Origin of the sequence: Ramlibacter tataouinensis, from assembly GCF_001580455.1 — a bacterium.
Taxonomy (GTDB): domain Bacteria; phylum Pseudomonadota; class Gammaproteobacteria; order Burkholderiales; family Burkholderiaceae_C; genus Ramlibacter; species Ramlibacter tataouinensis_B.
In genome coordinates this window covers 3999819-4017750 of sequence record NZ_CP010951.1, presented here as the reverse complement: position 1 = coordinate 4017750, position 17932 = coordinate 3999819, and the positions used below count along the sequence as shown (strand labels likewise).

Below are 17932 nucleotides of genomic sequence, written 5' to 3'. Positions count from 1 at the left end.
CCCTAGTTCCGGGATCCGTTGGCCGCGTTCGGGAAGAACAGCTGCTGGCCGCGGATCTTGTACGCGGCAATTGCGGCCTGTCCCGCGGGCGAGGTGACCCAGTCGACGAACTTCTGCGCCTCGGCGGCCCTCACCTGCGGGTGCTTCGCCGGATTTACCACCATCACGCCGTACTGGTTGAACAATCGCGTGTCGCCCTCGACCAGGACCGCCAGCTTGCCCCTGTTCCCAAAACTCAGCCAGGTTCCGCGATCGGCCAGCACGTAGGCGTCGGAGGAATTGGCCATGCTGAGCGCCTTGCCCATGTCGCAATTGCATTCCAGGTAGCCGCCGCCCTTGACCCGCGAGGGCGCAAGCTGCGCCCAATAGCGCAACTCGGCGGCATGGGTGCCGCTCCTGTCGCCCCGCGAGACAAAAGGCGCGTTGGCGGCGGCTACCTTCCTGAGCGCCTGGACAATGTCCGCGCCCTTGGCGCCGGCCGGATCGCTCCTCGGGCCCACCAGGACAAAATCGTTGTACATGACCAGGTTGCGCTTCGTGGCGCCGCCTTCGGCAACGAATTTCGCCTCGGCCGCCGGATCGTGCACGAACAGCACATCGGCTTCGCCGCGGTGGCCGATGGCGATGGCCTCGCCGGTGCCCACGGCCAGCACCCTCACCTCGATGCCGGTGGCCTGGGTGAACTGGGGCAGCAGGTGGCCGAACAGGCCCGACTGGTCGGTGGAGGTCGTGGATGCCATCGTGATCGATGCGGCATGCGCCGGCAATGTGGCGGCCAAGAGCAGCGCGAGCGGGAACAAACGCAACTTCAAGCCATCTCTCCTGTGCCGATCAACTCGACCATCGGGGGTGCGCCAGCATCGCACGGCCGACCAAAGCCTGCAACCGGACTGCCCGCGCCCCTGCCTTGCGCCAGGCAGGCCCCCGGGCGCGAGCCGGGCGGGCTGATCGTGGCCGGCGCACGCCCGGCCGCGCGCGCCAGTGACGAAAGTCCGTATGCACGTCGCTTCATAGCTCGCAAGCACGGGGCTGGAAAACGGGTGCGCTTCGCTAGCATCTGTTTCCAATGAGCACGTTTTCCGAGAGTGCTGTCACCGCGTTCGGCCTGATCGGCGGCGCCGACCCGGTGCTGTGGTCCATCGTGGCCCGCTCCCTCGCTGTCAGCGCCAGCGCCACATTGATCGCCTGCGCACTGGGCGTCCTTCTGGGCGCCTGGCTGGGCGTGGCCCGGTTCAGCGGCCGCGGCGCGGTGCTGACCTTCCTGAACACCTTCCTGGCCCTGCCCTCGGTGGTGGTCGGGCTCATCGTCTACCTGCTGCTGTCGCGCTCGGGGCCACTGGGCTTCCTGGGGTGGCTGTTCTCCTTCAAGGCCATGGTGGTGGCCCAGGCGGTGCTGGTGCTGCCGGTATGTACCGCGCTCACCCGCCAGGTGGTCGAGGACGTGGAGCGCTCGCACGGCGAGCAACTGCAGTCGCTCGGTGCCGGGCCGTGGCTGCGCAGCGCCATCCTGGCGTTCGACCAGCGCTTCGCCCTGCTCACGGTGCTGATCGCCTGCTTCGGCCGCGCCGTGTCCGAAGTGGGCGCGGTGATGGTCGTCGGCGGCAACATCGAGGGCTTCACGCGCGTCATGACCACCGCCATCGCGCTGGAAACCTCCAAGGGCGACCTGGCGCTCGCGTTGGCCCTGGGCATCGTGCTGCTGGGCGTCGTGCTGCTGCTCAATGCCGCGATCGCCTTGCTGGCGCGCTGGCGCGGCTCGGTCGGCGATCGCCCGGCCGCGATCGAAGGAGCGCCGGCGTGAACATCCCGACGGCTGGCGGCGCCGCAGTCCACGCGGGCGGAGCTCAGCCATGAGCGCGCTGCTGCAACTCAAGAACGTGGACGTGTCGTTCGGCCACGTGCACGCGCTGACCCAGGTGAACCTGCGGATCGCGCCGGGCGAACGCGTCGCCTTGATCGGCGCCAACGGCAGCGGCAAGAGCACGCTGCTGCGTGTGCTGCACGGGCTGGTGCGGCCGGCAGCGGGATTGCTGCTGCGCGACCCGGCCACCCGCCAGGCCATGGTGTTCCAGCGGCCCTTCATGCTGGCGTCGTCCGCGCAGAACAACGTGGCGCTGGCGCTCTGGATCCGCGGCGTGCGCTGGCGCGAGGCGCGCGAGCAGGCGCTGCCGGCGCTGGCGCGCGTCGGGCTGCTCGAAATGGCCCAGCGCAGCGCCCGCGCGCTCTCCGGGGGGCAGCAGCAGCGCCTGGCGCTTGCACGCGCGTGGGGACTGGACCCGGCGATGCTCCTGCTCGACGAGCCGACCTCCAGCCTCGACCCGCATGCCAAACGCGACGTCGAGGCATTCATGGAGCAGTTCGCTGCCGCCGGCATGACCCTGGTCTTCGCCAGCCACAACCTCGGCCAGGTCAAGCGCCTGGCCACGCGGGTGGTGTACCTGCAGCAGGGCCGCCTGCTGGCCGATCTGCCGGTGCATGACTTCTTCGAGGGTCCGCTGGGTGCCACCTCGCGCGAGGCCGAACTGTTTGTCAAAGGGGAACTTGGATGAAGTTGAAGAACCTGTTTGCCGTATTGGCTGTCGCCGCGCAATTCGCCTGCGCAGGCGCCGCCGTGGCGCAAACGGCCATCACCATGGCGTCCACCACATCGACCGAGCAGTCGGGCCTGTTCGGGCACCTGCTGCCCGAATTCAAGAAGGCCACCGGCATCGACGTGAAGGTGGTGGCCGTTGGCACCGGGCAGGCCATCGACATGGCGCGCCGCGGCGACGCCGACGTGCTCTTCGTCCACGACCAGGCCGCGGAGGAGAAGTTCGTCGCCGAGGGCTACGCGGCCAATCGCTACCCAGTCATGTACAACGACTTCGTCGTCGTGGGACCCCAAGCCGACCCGGCCCGCGCCAAGGGCAAGGACATCATCGCGGCCCTGAAGAAGATCTCCGCCGCCAACGCGCCCTTCATCTCGCGCGGCGACAAGAGCGGCACGCACGCCGCCGAATTGCGCTACTGGAACCAGGCCGGCCTGGCCAGCACGAAGGGCAGCGGCTACAAGGAATGCGGCTGCGGGATGGGCCCGGCGCTCAACATCGGCAGCTCGAGCAACGCCTACGTCCTGACCGATCGCGGCACCTGGCTGTCCTTCAAGAACCGGGGCGGCCTGGCGGTGCTGGTGGAAGGCGACACCAGGCTGTTCAACCAGTACGGCGTCATGGCCGTGAGCCCGCAGAAGCATCCCCATGTGAAGGTGAAAGAGGCGCAGCAGTTCGTGGACTGGGTCGTCTCGCCGGCGGGCCAGGACGCCATCGCCGCCTACAAGATCGGCGGCGAGCAGTTGTTCTTCCCGAACACCGCCGCCAAATGAGCCGGTTGGCACTTGCCGGCGCCGGTCTGTTGATGGTCATGGGCGCGCCGACGGCGGCCGCAGGCTGAGGATTCCGCCGCAGTTGCTGCGACGGCTGCACAGCTGCGCCATACTCAGGCACGTGCGCAAAGTCGAACTCTCGTATTCGTTCACGGGCAACGGCAAGCGGCCCCAGCAGATCCGCAATGCGCTGATCAACCTGCTCGCCGCCCTGCGTGAGCAGGGCTCGATCTCGGCCGCGGCCAAGGCGCTCGGCCTGTCCTACCGCCATGTCTGGGGCGAGCTCAAGCGCTGGGAGGAGGAGCTCGGCATGCCGCTGGTGATCTGGGACAAGGGCCAGCCCGCCCGGCTGTCCGAGTTCGGCGACAAGCTGCTGTGGGCCGAGCAGCAGGCGCAGGCGCGACTGGCGCCGCAGATCGAGGCGCTGCACGCCGACCTGGAACGCACCTTCGCCGTGGCCTTCGACGAAGGCGCGCATGTGCTCACCCTGTTTGCCAGCCATGACGAGGCGCTCACCGCCCTGCGCGAGCTGGGGTCGCTCTCGCGCCTGCACCTGGACATCCGCTTCTGCGGCAGCGTCGATGCCATCGCGGCCCTGAACCAGGGCCGCTGCGTGATGGCGGGCTTCCACGTGCCGCCGGAACGCGCGCCCGGATCGGTGGCGCAGCGAACCTACCGGCCGCTGCTGCGCACCGGCCGCCACAAGCTGATCGGCTTTGCCCGGCGCCGCCAGGGCTTGATCGTGGCGGCGGGCAATCCCCTCGGCCTGTCCTCGGTGCAGGACCTCGCGGCCAAGGGCGCCCGCTTCGTCAATCGCGCGATCGGCACCGGCACCCGGGTGCTGTTCGACGAACTGCTGGCGGAAGCTGGCCTCCAGCCCTCCGCCATCGCCGGCTACGCAAGCTCGGAGCCCTCGCACGCCGCGGTCGCGCAGGCCGTGGCGTCGGGCGCGGCCGATGCCGGGCTGGCGATCGAGCCGGCCGCCCAGGCCCGCGGGCTCGATTTCGTTCCGCTGCTCTGGGAGGACTACTACCTCGTGTGCCTGAAAGACGCGCTGCAGGAGCCCGCCATCCAGACGCTGCTGGCGCTGCTGCAGAGCCCGGCCTGGCGGCACGCGCTTTCCGCCCTGCCGGGCTACGAGCCCATGCAAAGCGGACAAGTCCTGAGCCTGCGCGCCCAGTTGCCCTGGTGGCAGTTCAGGCGTCCCAAGGCCGGCTAGCCCCAGTCAGCCCCCAGTCAGGCCCCAGGCAGCCCCGTCAGAAGGAACAGGTCCGGAAACCGACGAAAGCATCGTCCCGGTGTGGCAGAGCGAAGCGCCGCAGCCGGCTGTCGCGCAGGCGCGGCGGGGTGGCGAAGGAGGCGCCGCGCTGCACCCGCGCCTGCCCGAACAGCGGCTGCGCCTCCAGCTCGGTGTGCGCGGTCCATGCGTCGGGTTCGAATCCCGGCCAGGGCCGCAGGGTCCCGGCGGTCCACTCGCGCACCTCGCCCCAGCGGAAGCCCCGGCGCGCCGCGACCTGCGCCGCCATGTCCCACTCCACTTCGGTGGGCAGGCGCCGGCCGCTCCAGCGCGCGTAGGCATCGGCCTCCCACCAGCTCACATGCATGACGCATTGGCTAGCCGCCATCCGGGCGGGCCTGCCGAAGACGGACTGCAGGACCGCCCCGCCGGCACCGCCGATCTGCTCCACATGCCGCGGGCCGCGCCGCCCCTCGCGCGCCGCCTGCTCCATGAGCCACTGCCAGCCGTCCGGGTGCCACAGCTCCACGCGGTCATAGCCGCCGTCGCCCACGAACTCCACGAACTGGCCCCAGTGAACGGGCTGGGCGTCGATCTCGAATTCGGGCACCGGGACCTCGTGGGCCCACTTCTCGACGTCGAGCGCAAACCCACCAGGCGCCGCGCCCAGGCTCCAGTCGGCCGCCGGCACCTGCAGCGGCTCGCGCGCCTGCATGCCCACGGGCAGGGCGAGCGGCAGCGCCACACCCAGGGTCTGCGCCAGCGTGACCAGCTGCTCGCACCGCAGGTCCTCGTGCAGCAGGGCGACCCGGAAGAAGTACAGCCCCGGGTCGTCCTCGGCCGCCTTGTCCAGCAGTTCCAGCGTGCCCTCCAGGGTCGCCAGCATGTAGGCACGCACCTCCTCGTAGCCGGGCAGCCCGAGCTGCCAGCGCGCGTCGTGGGGCGCCAGCGCCGGGTTGAACCAGTCGTCCGCCCGGGGCTCGATGGAGGCGAGCCGCAGGCCGTCCGCGGGGCAGGCAGCCCCGCGCCCGTGCTGCGGATTGCGGCCGATCCAGTATTCGGACTGCCAGGCCACGTGGCCGGCCACCCACAGCGGCAGCTCCACGTCTTCGCGGCAGGGGAACTGCTGCCCCTGGGCCGCCGCCTGCTCGAACACCGCCAGCAGCCGCAAAGTGTGGTTTCGCGCATCCATCAGGGCCAGCGATAGGAGCTCGCGGCCCGCCGCGCGAATATCATTGCGGCCCAGCGGCACAGAATCCGCTGAAGAAGAGTCGAGGGGCATCGCGCTGATTGTCCCGGGTGCGCCCCGGGCTTGCCAGACCTTCTGCGGTGGCCAAGGTCGTACTATCTAAGAATTCGCCCGGACAGCCGGGCTTACCGCGTTCGCATTATCTGTTTGGAGACTTTCGATGTCGGCACTCCTGAAACTATCGCTCGCCGTGGACTGGATCAGCGAACGGCTCGGCCGGGTTGCGGCCCTGGCGGTGCTTCTGACGGCGCTGATCTCGGCCGGCAATGCCCTGGTGCGCTACATGCTGGACATCAGCTCCAACGGCTGGCTCGAAATCCAGTGGTACCTGTTCGCCGGCATCGTCATGCTCGGCGCACCCGTCGTGCTGCGCCTGAACGAACACGTGCGCGTCGACCTGATCTACGGCAAGCTCAAAGGCAACGCCCCGGTCTATGTCGACCTGTTCGGGCTGATCTTCTTCCTCATGCCGGTGATGGTCCTGCTGGCCTGGCTGTCCTGGCCGCTGCTGGTGAAGATGTACCTCACGCACGAGATGTCCAACAATGCCGGCGGCCTGATCCGCTGGCCCGCGATGATGCTGCTGCCCCTTGGCTTCGGGCTGATGGTCCTGCAGGGCCTGTCGGAGATCGTCAAGCGCATCTGCTACCTCATGGGCATCTACAAGATGGACACCCACTACGAGAAGCCGGTTCAGTAAGGCGTCCACGCCTCGCCGTCGCCCCTACTACTACAAGAATCACGGACCTCACCATGCAAATGGAAAACTTCGCGCCGTTCATGTTCGGCGCCCTCGTGTTCATCATGCTGATCGGCTTCCCGGTCGCGTTCTCGCTCGCGGCACTGGGCCTGGCCTGCGGCTTTTTCGCCATCGAGATGGGCTGGTTCCCGGCCAGCTTCATGGCCAACCTGCCGCTGAACGTGTTCGGCATCCTGTCCAACGACCTGCTGCTGGCCATCCCCTTCTTCACCTTCATGGGTGCGATCCTGGAGAAGTGCGGCCTGGCCGAGGACATGCTCGACTCCATGGGCCAGCTGTTCGGCACGGTGCGCGGCGGCCTGGGCTACTCGGTGATCATCGTGGGCTTCATCCTGGGCGCGATCACCGGCACGGTGGCCGGGCAGGTCATCGCCATGGCGCTGATCTCCATGCCGGTGATGATCCGCTACGGCTACAACATGCGCTACACGACCGGGGTGCTCGCCGCCTCGGGCACCATCACCCAGCTCGTGCCGCCTTCGCTGGTGCTGGTGGTGATGGCCGACCAGCTCGGCCGCTCGGTGGGCGACATGTACAAGGGCGCCTGGGGTCCGTCCATCCTGCAGGTGCTGATCTTCGCCGTCTACACCTTCATGCTGGGGATGATCAAGCCCCACCACGTGCCCGGCATCCCCAAAGAAGCCCGCACCATGAGCGGCGCCCAACTGTGGTTGAAGTGCCTGCGCGGCATCATCCCCTCGGCGGTCCTGATCTTCGCGGTGCTGGGCTCCATGGGCGGCCTCCCCTTCATGAAGTCGGCGATCGCCACGCCGACCGAAGCCGGCGCCATGGGCTGCGTGGGCGCCCTCGTCCTGGCCGCCATCCATCGTCGCCTGACCTGGGACCTGTGCTGGCAGGCCATGGTGGGCACCATGCGCCTGACGGCCATGGTGGTGTTCATCCTGATCGGATCGCGCGTGTTTTCCATGGTGTTCCAGGGCGTCGACGGCGCCAGGTGGGTCGAGCACATGCTCACCGGCCTGCCGGGCGGCCAGATCGGCTTCCTGATCGTGGTGAACATCTTCATCTTCTTCCTGGCGTTCTTCCTCGACTTCTTCGAGATCGCCTTCATCATCCTGCCCATGCTGGGGCCGGTGGCCGAGAAGATGGGTATCGACCTGGTGTGGTTCGGGGTGCTGCTGTGCGTGAACATGCAGACCTCCTTCATGCACCCGCCGTTCGGCTTCGCGCTGTTCTACCTGCGCGGCATCGCGGACACGCTGTTCAAGGAAAAGCGCATCGAAAAGCCCGTGCTGTCCAGCGACATCTACATGGGCTCGATTCCCTGGGTGCTGATGCAGGTGCTGCTGGTGGCGGTCGTGATCTTCGTGCCGCAGACGGTCACCGTCTTCCTCGACAAGGAGGAGAAGATCGACATCGACAAGGTCAAGATCGAGATGCCGGCCGAACCGCAGCTGGAAGCGCCCGCGGCCCCGGAGCCAGCCAATGACGCCTCCGATCCGCTCAAGCCGGCCGATCCCGCCGCCGCCGACAAGGCTGCGGAAGACGAGCAAAAGAAGATCGACGAGCTCTTCAACAAAAAGTGAGCGACACCGCCGTCGAAGCGCTGGGGCCCGAGCCCTTCCGCTTCACCCCGCAGGCGGGCCCCTCGATCGAGGGGCCCGCTTTTTCACGCACCTTCAAGCTGCTGGCCACAGCCATCGTGTTCGGCATGGGCGGATGGATGGGCGTCCTATGGTTGAGCGGCAAGGCCACGGGCGGCGCGGTGTCCATCTTCTCCTGGTTCCTTGCCGCGCTGGCCATGCTGGCCTGCTTCTGGTGGTGGATCCTGCGCAGCCGCACGCGCATCGATGCCGATGGACTGCACCAAAGCTGGGTGTGGCAGAAGCACATGGCGATGCGCGAACTCGCGCATGTCCGGCTGGTCCGCGTGCGCGGGCTCGAATGGCTGGTGGCGCCGCGCCTGTATGCCCGCACGCTCGCAGGTAAGCTGATAGTTTTCTATGCCGCGGACCCGGCGCTGCTGCGCGAGTTCGAGCGGCTCGCGGGCGAACTGGCGGCATTCCACCGGCGCTGAGGCGAGGCGCCCACCCCATCGCACTCGCGTGGGGTACACCCGTAGTGGTTAGACCCGATGCTGCCGGACGGAGGCGGGGCGGAAACTGCTTCGTCGCCCATTTCGCATGACGGGAACAGCTGGCAAGCCATGGCAAGCGTCACGATCCACTCAGTGAAGAAAAGCTTCGGCCAGGTGCCGATCCTGCACGGCGTGGACATCGACATCCCCGACGGTTCGTTCACCGTGCTGGTGGGCCCTTCCGGCTGTGGCAAGTCCACCCTGCTGCGCATGATCGCGGGGCTGGAGCAGATCACCGGCGGCGAGATCCGAATCGGCGACAAGGTGGTCAACGACATGCCGCCCAAGGCGCGGGACATCGCGATGGTGTTTCAGAACTACGCGCTCTACCCGCACATGACGGTGCGCGACAATATGGCCTTCTCGCTCAACCTTGCCAAAGCCGACAAGGCGACCATCGAAACCAAGGTCAGGCGCGCCGCCGAGATCCTGGCGCTGGATGCGCTGCTCGACCGTTATCCGAGGCAGCTTTCGGGCGGGCAGCGCCAGCGCGTCGCCATGGGCCGCGCGATCGTGCGCGACCCGCAGGTGTTCCTGTTCGACGAGCCGCTGTCGAACCTGGATGCCAAGTTGCGCGTTGCCATGCGCAGCGAGATCAAGGAATTACACCAGCGGCTGAAGACCACCTCGATCTACGTCACGCACGACCAGATCGAGGCCATGACCATGGGCGACCAGATCGTGGTGATGCGCGACGGCCGCATCGAGCAGACCGGCAGCCCCCTGGAGCTGTACGACCACCCGGCCAACCAGTTCGTGGCCGGCTTCATCGGCTCGCCGGCCATGAATTTCCTGCCGGGCACCGTGCGCCACGAGAACGGCGCGGCCTGTGTGGAACTGAAGGACGGCACGCTCCTGCCCTCCCCGGCCTCGTCGGCGGCCGACGGCCGTTCGGTCGTGTTCGGCACCCGGCCCGAGCACCTCTCGCTGTCCGGCAACGGCGGCATCCCGGCCGAAGTGGTGGTGATGGAACCCACCGGCATGGACACCTTCATCGCCTGCCGGCATGCGGGCATGGACCTTTCCGCAGTGTTCCGCGAGCGCCACGACTTCTCGCCCGGCACCATCGTGCACCTGGTGCCCGATCACCGACGCGCGCACCTGTTCGACGCCGAAACGGGGCAACGAATTCCAGCTTGATCCGCATCGAAATCCCAGCTTGACCAACCCTAGGAGAGAGCAGCCATGAGTGATTTCAACCGCCGCAAGTTCCTTGAAGGTTCCGCCAGTGTCGCCGCGGCCGCGACGCTGGGCACCGGCGCGACCGTGTTCGCGCCCGCCATTCATGCGCAGACCCTGCAGTTGAAGCCGGAGAAAGGCGCCAAGCTGCGCGTGCTGCGCTGGAGCCGCTTCGTGCAGGGCGACATCGACGCCTACATGGCCAACGTCAAGAAGTTCACCGAGAAGACAGGCATCGAGGTGCGCGTCGACAACGAGAGCTGGGAGGACGTGCGTCCCAAGGCCGCGGTGGCGGCCAACACGGGCGCGGGGGCGGACATCATCCTGTCCACCAACGACGACGCGAACCTCTATCCCGACAAGCTGGTCGACATGACCGATCTGTGCGACTACCTCGGCAAGAAGTACGGCGGCTGGTATCCGGCCTGCGAAGCGTTCCTCAGGCCCGACGGCAAGAAGTGGATCGGCGTGCCGCTCGGCGGCACGGGCAGCATGATCGTCTACCGCGATAGCATGCTGAAGGCGGCCGGATTCAACGCGGTTCCGCGCGATACCGACGGTTTCCTCAGGATGTTCAAGGCGCTGAAGGAAAAAGGCACCCCCGGCGGAATGGCGCTGGGACACGCCACCGGCGACTGCGGATGGACGCAGTGGCTCATTTGGGCATTCGGCGGTGCATTGGTCGACAAGAACAACAAGGTCACCATCGACAGCCCCGAGACGCTGAAGGCGCTGGAGTACGGCAAGGAGCTGTATCCGAACTTCGTTCCGGGAACGCTGTCATGGCTCGATCCGAACAACAACAAGGCCTTCCTCGACAGCCAGATCAGCATCACCAACAACGGCATCTCGATCTACTACGCGGCGAAGAATTCGCAGGACCCGAAGATCAAGGAGATGGCGGCAGACATCAACCACGCACCGTTCCCGGTCGGGCCCGTCGGCCAGCCGACCGAGTACCACCTGTTCTTCAACCAGATGGTCATGAAGTACACCAAGTACCCGCAGGCGGCCAAGGAATTCCTTCGCTTCATGATGGAGGAAGAGCAGTTCGGCGGCTGGATGCAGGCTGCCGGGGGCTACATCTCGCAGCCGCTGCGCGCGTACGAGAAGAACTCCGTGTGGACAGTCGACCCCAAGCACATGGCTTACCGCGATTCCGTGAAGAACCTGCGGCCGGCTGGTTATGCGGGGCGACTGGGCTATGCGTCCGCCGGCGCGCTTGCCGACTTCATCGTCCAGGACATGGTGGCCGAGGCCATCAGCGGCTCCAAGACGCCCAAGGAGGCGATGGAGCGCGCGCAGAAGCGCGCCGAGCGCTACTACAAGGTCTGAACGGACACCTGAGGTGCCGTTGAACTCGCGCCCGCGTTCGACCGCCACCGGACTTGCCGCCGGTGACGGTCAACTTGGTGCGACCAGCCCCACGCCGGGCGTGCTGGAGAGACTGCAGAACAACCGCAATGCCCTGGGCCTGCTATTCATGCTGCCCGCGGCGGTGCTGTTGCTGCTGTTCCTTACCTACCCGCTCGGCCTGGGGGTGTGGCTCGGTTTCACCGACGCCAAGGTCGGCCGCGGTGGCGAGTGGGTCGGCCTGGAGAACTACGAGTTCCTGTGGGGCGATTCGGTCACCCGCCTGGCCCTCTTCAACACCCTGTTCTACACCGTGGTGGCCAGCGTGCTGAAGTTCGTGTTTGGGCTGTGGCTCGCACTGCTCCTGAACCGCAATATCCGCCTGAAGTCCTTCTTCCGGGCGGTGATCCTGCTGCCCTACATCGTGCCCACGGCCCTGTCGGCCATCGCCTTCTGGTGGATCTACGACTCGCAGTTCTCCATCATCAGCTGGGTGCTCGTCAAGCTGGGCTTGATCGACCGCTACATCGACTTCCTGGGCGAGCCCTGGAACGCGCGCATCTCCACCATCGTCGCCAACGTCTGGCGCGGCGTGCCCTTCGTCGCGATCACGCTGCTGGCCGGCCTGCAGACGATCTCGCCCTCGTATTACGAAGCCTCGGCCATCGATGGTGCCACGCCCTGGCAGCAGTTCCGCTATGTGACGTTGCCGCTGCTCACGCCCATCATCGCAGTGGTGATGACCTTTTCGGTGCTCTTCACCTTCACCGATTTCCAGTTGATCTACGTGCTCACGCGCGGCGGTCCGCTCAATGCCACGCACCTGATGGCCACGCTCTCGTTCCAGCGCGCCATTTCGGGCGGCGCCCTGGGCGAAGGCGCGGCGATTGCAATCGCCATGGTGCCCTTCCTGCTGGCGGCCATCATGTTCAGCTACTTCGGCCTGCAGCGGCGGGCCTGGCAGCAAGGTGGGAAGGACTGACACTCCCCATGAGCGACGACACCCACATCAATCCGGCCGGCATGGGCTACCTGGAGTCGCCCCTGCGCAAGGCGCTGACGGTGTACCTGCCGTTGGGCGGATTCCTGTTCGTGCTGCTGTTCCCCTTCTACTGGATGGCGATCACCTCCTTCAAGCCGAACAACGAACTGCTGTCGCGTGAAGGCAATCCCTTCTGGGTGAATTCGCCGACGCTGGCCCACATCAACAAGCTCCTGTTCGAGACCTCGTATCCACAATGGATGTGGAACACGCTGCTGGTCTCGGTGGTGTCCACCTTCGCCTCGCTGGCCGCTTCGGTGTTCGCCGCCTATGCAATCGAGCGCCTGCGCTTTTCGGGCGCGCGCCATGTCGGCCTGGCCATCTTCCTCGCCTACCTGGTGCCGCCCTCAATCCTGTTCATCCCGCTGGCCTCCGTGGTGTTCCAGCTCGGTGTATTCGACTCGCGGCTGGCGCTGATGCTCACCTACCCCACCTTTCTGATCCCCTTCTGCACCTGGCTGCTGATGGGGTACTTCCGCACCATCCCGCAGGAGCTGGAGGAATGCGCGCTGATCGACGGCGCCACCCGCTGGCAGATCCTCACGCGAATCGTGCTGCCGCTGGCCGTGCCCGGCCTGATCTCGGCCGGCATCTTCGCCTTCACGCTGTCGTGGAACGAGTTCATCTACGCCCTGACATTCGTCTCTTCCAGCGAGATCAAGACCGTTCCGGTCGGCGTGGTGACCGAACTGGTCGAAGGCGACGTCTATCACTGGGGCTCGCTCATGGCCGGCGCGCTACTCGGCTCGATCCCGGTCGCCATCATCTATTCGTTCTTTGTCGAGTACTACGTTTCTGGGATGACCGGGTCGGTGAAGGAGTAGGCGTGGCGCGCCGCGCCCTCGCCTTCGCGATGGCCTGCGTCGTCGGTGCCTGCGCCGCGCCTGCGGCGCCCGTCTGCACGGCCGGAGAGTCCCGGTCGGTGATCGATCAGCTGTACTTCGGGACCGCCCGGCCTTCCGGCGGCACCGTCACGGCCGACCAATGGGCCGAGTTCCTGGGCCAGTCCGTGACGCCGCGCTTCCCGCAGGGGCTGACGCACTGGCCGGCCTCGGGGCAGTGGCAGGGCCGGGGCGGCGGCATCGTGACGGAAGGCGCCTGGGTCCTGACCCTGGTGCACGCGGACGATACTGCGGCCGACGCCGCGGTGCGGGCCGTCATGGCCGACTACAAGTCGCGCTTCGACCAGGAGGCCGTGCTGCGCACCAGGAGCCACGCCTGCACGTCGCTCTAGCCGGGTCTGCAGTCACCTTGCCGATTCAGGCGCGGCAACGCTCCACCACGTAGTGGCTCATCGCCAGCGCCAGCTCGTGCTCGCCCACGAAGACGCGGCCGGCCAGCTCTTTTTCCAGCCGGCGCGCCTCTTCTTCGTTGTGCGAGCGCACGATGATCTCGACCTGGGAATTGAGGAGCCGGGCATGGGCGGCCATCTGCCGCACACCGGTGGTATCGCGCATCGCGATGACCAGCAGGCGCGCCCGCGCGATATGCGCTTGCACCAGCACTTCGGGGCGCGTGGCATCGCCGCAGACAGCCGGCACGCCTTCTGCGCGCAGCTTCTCCACCAGGTCGCGATTCTGGTCGGCGACCACATAGGGCAGCCCGGCCTGGCCCAGGGCCGCCGCGACCTTGCGTCCCACGCTGCCGTAGCCGACCAGGACCACCTGGCGCGACAGGAATTTCGGATCGGTGCTCATGGGCAGCTCCGCCAGCGGGTCGTCGCGCGCGGCGAGGTCGCGCGCCAGCTGCGAGCGCGCCAGCAGCCAATCCTGCAGCGGCCGGATGGCCTTGAACACCAGCGGGTTGAGCGCGATCGAGAACAGCGCGCCGGCCACCACCAAGCTTCGCGCCTCAGGCGGCATCAGGCCAAGCGAGCTGCCCAGGCTGACCAGGATGAAGGAGAACTCGCCGATCTGCGCCAGGCTGGCCGAGACCGTGAGCGCGGTGTGCAGCGGATAGCGCAGCAGCAGAACCAGCACCGCCGCGGCGATCGACTTGCCCAGCATGATCACGCCCACCACCGCCAGCACCCGCAGCGGATGGTCGACGATCACCGCCGGGTCGAACAGCATGCCGACGGACACGAAGAACAGCACGGCGAAGGCGTCGCGCAGCGGCAGCGTCTCTTCCGCGGCCCGGTGGCTGAACTGCGACTCGCGCAGCACCATGCCGGCGAAGAAGGCCCCCAGCGCGAAGGACACGCCGAAGATCTTGGTGGCGCCGTAGGCGATGCTCACGGCCGCGGCCACCACGCACAAGGTGAACAGTTCGCGCGAACCGATCTTCTGCACCTGCCACAGCAGCCAGGGGAAGAAGCGGCGGCCGACGACCAGCATCAGCACCAGGAACAGCCCCACCAGCAGCAGCGTCTTGCCCAGGTCCCGCATGAGCGTGCTGCCATCGGCGCCCTGCCCGGTGAGGGCGCCTGCCAGCGCGGGCAGCAGCACCAGCACCAGCACCATGGCCAAGTCCTCGACCACCAGCCAGCCCACGGCCACCCGTCCGTTGAAGCTGTCCAGCAAGCCCAGGTTCTCCAGCGCGCGCAGCAGCACCACCGTGCTGGCCACCGACAGCGACAGGCCGAACACCAGTGCCGCGGCCAGGTCCCAGCCCCACATCACGGCCATGCCGGCGCCCATGGCGCAGGCAGCGAGGATCTGCACGATCGCACCGGGCACGGCGATCCTGCGTACCGCCAGCAGGTCGCCCAGCGAGAAGTGCAGGCCCACCCCGAACATCAGCAGCATGATGCCGATCTCGGCCAGTTGCGAGGCCAGGTGCGTATCCGCGACGAAGCCCGGCGTGAACGGTCCGATCACGATGCCCGCCAGCAGGTAGCCGACGAGTGCCGGCATGCGCAGCCGGGCGGCCAGGAAGCCGAACACCAGGGCGAGGCTCAGGCCCGCCGCGATGGTCGTGATCAGGGGTAACTCGTCATGCATCCTGGCCGACTCTAAACCATGCAGCCGCGCGGCGGCGCGCCGGCAGCCACGACACGCGCATGCGCGGCCGCTGCTGCGTCGATGTCGAGCGTTTGGCTGACAGCCAGGGCGTCAGGGCGCGGCGCAGCCAGGCCGGGCCGGCGCGCCCATGAAAAAAGCCGCACGCGGTGCGGCCTCTGGCAAACAGGACCTGCCGGCCTACAGCTTCTGCGCCTGCATGAACCGGTCGAAGGTGGCTTCGGTGAAGCGGAACCACAGGTTCTGGTCGGCGCGGAACTTCACCAGATCGTCATAAATCGTCTTGAACGCCGCATTCTTGGCCGAAGTCTCGGCATAGATGGCGTTGGCATGCTTGAAGGCCTCGTTCATCATGTCCTGCGGGAAGGCGCGCAGCTTGGCGCCGGTGGCCACGAGCTGCTTCAAGGCCGCCGGGTTGCGCGCGTCGTACTTGGCCTGGGTGTCCATATGTGCCTGCGCCGCCGCGGCCGTCATGATCGCCTTGTGCTCGGCCGACAGCGCTTCCCAGGACTTGGTATTGATGAAGAAGTCCAACTGGGTCGATCCTTCCCAGAAACCCGGGTAGTAGTAGAACGGCGCGATCTTCACGAAGCCGAGCTTCAGGTCGTCGTAGGGTCCGACCCATTCGGCTGCGTCGATGGTGCCCTTCTCCAGGGCCGGGTAGATTTCGCCGCCCGGAATGTTTTGCGGCACGGCGCCCATGCGCTCCATGATCTTGCCGGCAAAGCCGGCGATCCGGAACTTCAGGCCCTTGAAGTCGGCGCTGTTCTTGACCTCCTTGCGGAACCAGCCGCCCATCTGCGCGCCGGTGTTGCCGCCGGGGAGGTTGTAGATGTTGTACTTGGCGTAGAACTCGCGTACCAGCTTCAGGCCACTGCCCTCGTACATCCATGCGCTCAATTGCCGGCTGTTCAGGCCGAAGGGGATCGCGCAACCGAGCGTGAAGGTTTCGTCCTTGCCGAAGAAATAGTAGGGCGCGGTCTGCGCCATCTCGATGGAGCCCTGCTGCACACCGTCGACCACGCCCAGGGCCGGCATCAATTCGCCGGCCGCGTGGGTCGATATCTCGAGCTTGCCGCCCGACATGGTTCGCACCGACTTGGCGAACACCTCGGCGCCGCCGTACAGCGTGTCGAGCGACTTCGGGAAGCTCGATGCCATGCGCCAGCGCACGGCCGGCTGGGCATGAACGGCGGGCGTGATTCCGCTGGCCAGGATGCCGGCGATACCCGCTTGCTTGATCAGGGACCTGCGATCCATGGATGTCTCCTTCGTGAATTCGACGCCCCTGACTTCCTCGCCCTTCACCATACCGAAACTGGCGTCGAGCTGGCTCGCTCCGCCTCGATTCCGTCAAAACAGCTGTAACCAATCCCGACAAGGCGCCGCCCCCGAATGGCCGAGATCGCGCGCCAAAGGAAAAGGGCCGCGTAGGCGGCCCTTTTCCTGCTGCCGGACCGGGTCCGGCGAACTCGAAGAAATTACAGATTCTTCTGCGACTGCATGAAGCTGTCGAACTTGGCTTCCGTGAACTGGAACCACAGGTTCTGGTCCTTGCGGAACTTGCTGAAGTCGGCGTAGATCTTCTTCCAGCTTTCGTTCTTGGCGTTGAGCTCTTCGTACAGGCCCATGGCTTCCTTGAACGCGGCGTCCATCATGTCCTTGGGGAAGGGACGCAGCTTGCTGCCGGCGCCCACCAGCTGCTTGAGCGCGTTGGGGTTCAGCACGTCGTACTTGGCCTGCATGTAGGTGTGGGCATAGGCCGCGGCCGACTCGACGATGGCCTTGTTTTCCGGCGACAGCGCCTCGAAGGCCTTGTTGTTGATGAAGAAGTCCAGTTGGGGACCACCTTCCCACCAGCCCGGGTAGTAGTAGAACGGGGCCACCTTGTTGAAGCCCAGCTTCTGGTCGTCGTACGGACCCACCCACTCGGCGGCGTCGATCGTGCCCTTTTCCAGCGCGGGGTAGATTTCACCGCCGGGGATGTTCTGCGGCACGCCGCCGATGCGCTCGAGCACCTTGCCGCCGAAGCCGCCGATGCGCATCTTCATGCCCTTGATGTCCTTGAGCGACTTGATTTCCTTGCGGAACCAGCCGCCCATCTGCGCGCCGGTGTTGCCGCCGGGGAAGTTCACGATGTTGAACTTGGAGTAGAACTCGCGCATCAGCTTGAGGCCGTTGCCGTCGTACATCCACGCGGTCATCTGGCGGCTGTTCAGGCCGAAGGGAATCGCGCAGCCGAGCGCGAAGCACTCGTCCTTGCCGAAGAAGTAGTAAGGGGCCGTGTGCGCGGCTTCGACCGAACCCTGCTGCACGCCGTCCACCACGCCGAAAGCGGGCATCAGTTCGCCGGCGGCATGCACCGAGATCTCGAACTTGCCGCCGGACATGGCCTTGACCTTGGCGGCGAACACTTCAGCGGCGCCGAAGATGGTGTCCAGTGACTTCGGGAAGCTGGAAGCCAGACGCCAGCGGATGGCGGTCTGCGCGTGCACCGCGGGTGCGATGCCGGCGGCCAGCACGCCGGCAATGCCTGCGTTCTTGATGAGTTGACGACGATCCATGAAGGGGAGCTCCTGATCAGAAAAACGTATACGTGACCAACTGCTTGCAGATGCAAACAATTGCCAGCATTCTAGAGAGTCGCTCATCCGGAAGTCTCGGGGATTTCCCCTGAGCTTGCCGGGACGGCT

The 17932-nt window shown here is 66.6% G+C and carries 17 protein-coding genes; 12 read left to right on the top strand and 5 right to left on the bottom strand.

The features are described 5' to 3' along the window. Positions 1 to 2: 2 nt before the first annotated feature. Positions 3 to 812: a substrate-binding domain-containing protein gene (locus tag UC35_RS18640; protein WP_061502334.1), complete on the bottom strand. Its 810-nt coding sequence runs from the start codon at positions 810 to 812 to the stop codon at positions 3 to 5. Between the two features lie 254 nt (positions 813 to 1066). Here UC35_RS18640 and UC35_RS18635 point away from each other — a divergent pair, with 254 nt between their 5' ends. From UC35_RS18635 to UC35_RS18620, 4 genes are all read left to right on the top strand, one after another. Continuing rightward, the gene (locus UC35_RS18635; RefSeq protein ID WP_061502331.1) at positions 1067 to 1801 is read left to right on the top strand and encodes an ABC transporter permease; all 735 of its coding nucleotides are present in this window, start codon (positions 1067 to 1069) and stop codon (positions 1799 to 1801) included. 49 nt (positions 1802 to 1850) lie between these two features. Beyond that, complete coding sequence (locus UC35_RS18630; RefSeq protein ID WP_061502329.1) at positions 1851 to 2549, top strand: phosphate ABC transporter ATP-binding protein; 699 nt, start codon at positions 1851 to 1853, stop codon at positions 2547 to 2549. Continuing rightward, the gene (locus UC35_RS18625; protein WP_061502328.1) at positions 2546 to 3361 is read left to right on the top strand and encodes an extracellular solute-binding protein; all 816 of its coding nucleotides are present in this window, start codon (positions 2546 to 2548) and stop codon (positions 3359 to 3361) included. Before UC35_RS18630 ends, UC35_RS18625 begins: the two co-directional genes overlap by 4 nt. A 121-nt stretch (positions 3362 to 3482) precedes the next feature. Beyond that, the gene (locus UC35_RS18620; RefSeq protein WP_061503929.1) at positions 3483 to 4580 is read left to right on the top strand and encodes a substrate-binding domain-containing protein; all 1098 of its coding nucleotides are present in this window, start codon (positions 3483 to 3485) and stop codon (positions 4578 to 4580) included. Positions 4581 to 4617: 37 nt separating this feature from the next. Here UC35_RS18620 and UC35_RS18615 read toward each other — a convergent pair whose 3' ends face one another. Then, positions 4618 to 5790, bottom strand: coding sequence for an SUMF1/EgtB/PvdO family nonheme iron enzyme (locus tag UC35_RS18615; protein ID WP_227820378.1), 1173 nt, complete (start codon positions 5788 to 5790; stop codon positions 4618 to 4620). 217 nt (positions 5791 to 6007) lie between these two features. Between UC35_RS18615 and UC35_RS18610 the strand changes: the two genes are divergently transcribed. The 8 genes from UC35_RS18610 (at position 6008) to UC35_RS18575 (ending at position 13513) form a co-directional block, all read left to right on the top strand. Further along, positions 6008 to 6547: a TRAP transporter small permease subunit gene (locus UC35_RS18610; protein WP_061502325.1), complete on the top strand. Its 540-nt coding sequence runs from the start codon at positions 6008 to 6010 to the stop codon at positions 6545 to 6547. A gap of 53 nt (positions 6548 to 6600) precedes the next feature. Then, a complete protein-coding gene (locus tag UC35_RS18605) occupies positions 6601 to 8154 on the top strand; it encodes a TRAP transporter large permease (protein WP_061502324.1) in 1554 nt (517 codons plus the stop codon). After that, positions 8151 to 8645, top strand: a complete 495-nt coding sequence (locus UC35_RS18600) for a hypothetical protein (protein ID WP_061502322.1) — start codon at positions 8151 to 8153, stop codon at positions 8643 to 8645. The genes UC35_RS18605 and UC35_RS18600 overlap by 4 nt, the downstream gene beginning before the upstream one ends. A gap of 57 nt (positions 8646 to 8702) precedes the next feature. Then, positions 8703 to 9845, top strand: a complete 1143-nt coding sequence (locus UC35_RS18595; RefSeq protein WP_415752686.1) for an ABC transporter ATP-binding protein — start codon at positions 8703 to 8705, stop codon at positions 9843 to 9845. Between the two features lie 45 nt (positions 9846 to 9890). Continuing rightward, on the top strand, positions 9891 to 11219 hold the full coding sequence (locus UC35_RS18590) for an ABC transporter substrate-binding protein (protein ID WP_061502319.1): 1329 nt from the start codon (positions 9891 to 9893) through the stop codon (positions 11217 to 11219). A gap of 100 nt (positions 11220 to 11319) precedes the next feature. Next, on the top strand, positions 11320 to 12219 hold the full coding sequence (locus UC35_RS18585; RefSeq protein WP_061502317.1) for a carbohydrate ABC transporter permease: 900 nt from the start codon (positions 11320 to 11322) through the stop codon (positions 12217 to 12219). A gap of 8 nt (positions 12220 to 12227) precedes the next feature. Continuing rightward, positions 12228 to 13103, top strand: a complete 876-nt coding sequence (locus UC35_RS18580; RefSeq protein ID WP_061502315.1) for a carbohydrate ABC transporter permease — start codon at positions 12228 to 12230, stop codon at positions 13101 to 13103. 2 nt (positions 13104 to 13105) lie between these two features. Beyond that, positions 13106 to 13513 (top strand): DUF3574 domain-containing protein, encoded by a 408-nt coding sequence (locus UC35_RS18575; RefSeq protein ID WP_061502313.1) that lies wholly within the window; start codon positions 13106 to 13108, stop codon positions 13511 to 13513. A gap of 25 nt (positions 13514 to 13538) precedes the next feature. Here UC35_RS18575 and ybaL read toward each other — a convergent pair whose 3' ends face one another. From ybaL to UC35_RS18560, 3 genes are all read right to left on the bottom strand, one after another. Beyond that, positions 13539 to 15221 (bottom strand): YbaL family putative K(+) efflux transporter, encoded by a 1683-nt coding sequence (gene ybaL / locus UC35_RS18570; protein ID WP_061502311.1) that lies wholly within the window; start codon positions 15219 to 15221, stop codon positions 13539 to 13541. 198 nt (positions 15222 to 15419) lie between these two features. Then, entirely contained in the window at positions 15420 to 16499 is a 1080-nt protein-coding gene (locus UC35_RS18565) for a TRAP transporter substrate-binding protein (protein WP_061503928.1), read from the bottom strand. Positions 16500 to 16720: 221 nt separating this feature from the next. Next, entirely contained in the window at positions 16721 to 17803 is a 1083-nt protein-coding gene (locus tag UC35_RS18560) for a TRAP transporter substrate-binding protein (RefSeq protein WP_061502309.1), read from the bottom strand. Positions 17804 to 17932: the final 129 nt, after the last annotated feature.

Excerpts from the sequence above, each read along its gene's own strand:
- UC35_RS18635 (WP_061502331.1), top strand. The coding sequence starts at position 1,067 with ATGAGCACGTTTTCCGAGAGTGCTGTCACCGCGTTCGGCCTGATCGGC.
- UC35_RS18630 (WP_061502329.1), top strand. The coding sequence starts at position 1,851 with ATGAGCGCGCTGCTGCAACTCAAGAACGTGGACGTGTCGTTCGGCCAC.
- UC35_RS18625 (WP_061502328.1), top strand. The coding sequence starts at position 2,546 with ATGAAGTTGAAGAACCTGTTTGCCGTATTGGCTGTCGCCGCGCAATTC.
- UC35_RS18615 (WP_227820378.1), bottom strand. The coding sequence starts at position 5,790 with ATGGATGCGCGAAACCACACTTTGCGGCTGCTGGCGGTGTTCGAGCAG.
- UC35_RS18610 (WP_061502325.1), top strand. The coding sequence starts at position 6,008 with ATGTCGGCACTCCTGAAACTATCGCTCGCCGTGGACTGGATCAGCGAA.
- UC35_RS18605 (WP_061502324.1), top strand. The coding sequence starts at position 6,601 with ATGCAAATGGAAAACTTCGCGCCGTTCATGTTCGGCGCCCTCGTGTTC.
- UC35_RS18595 (WP_415752686.1), top strand. The coding sequence starts at position 8,703 with ATGCTGCCGGACGGAGGCGGGGCGGAAACTGCTTCGTCGCCCATTTCG.
- UC35_RS18590 (WP_061502319.1), top strand. The coding sequence starts at position 9,891 with ATGAGTGATTTCAACCGCCGCAAGTTCCTTGAAGGTTCCGCCAGTGTC.
- UC35_RS18580 (WP_061502315.1), top strand. The coding sequence starts at position 12,228 with ATGAGCGACGACACCCACATCAATCCGGCCGGCATGGGCTACCTGGAG.
- ybaL (WP_061502311.1), bottom strand. The coding sequence starts at position 15,221 with ATGCATGACGAGTTACCCCTGATCACGACCATCGCGGCGGGCCTGAGC.
- UC35_RS18565 (WP_061503928.1), bottom strand. The coding sequence starts at position 16,499 with ATGGATCGCAGGTCCCTGATCAAGCAAGCGGGTATCGCCGGCATCCTG.
- UC35_RS18560 (WP_061502309.1), bottom strand. The coding sequence starts at position 17,803 with ATGGATCGTCGTCAACTCATCAAGAACGCAGGCATTGCCGGCGTGCTG.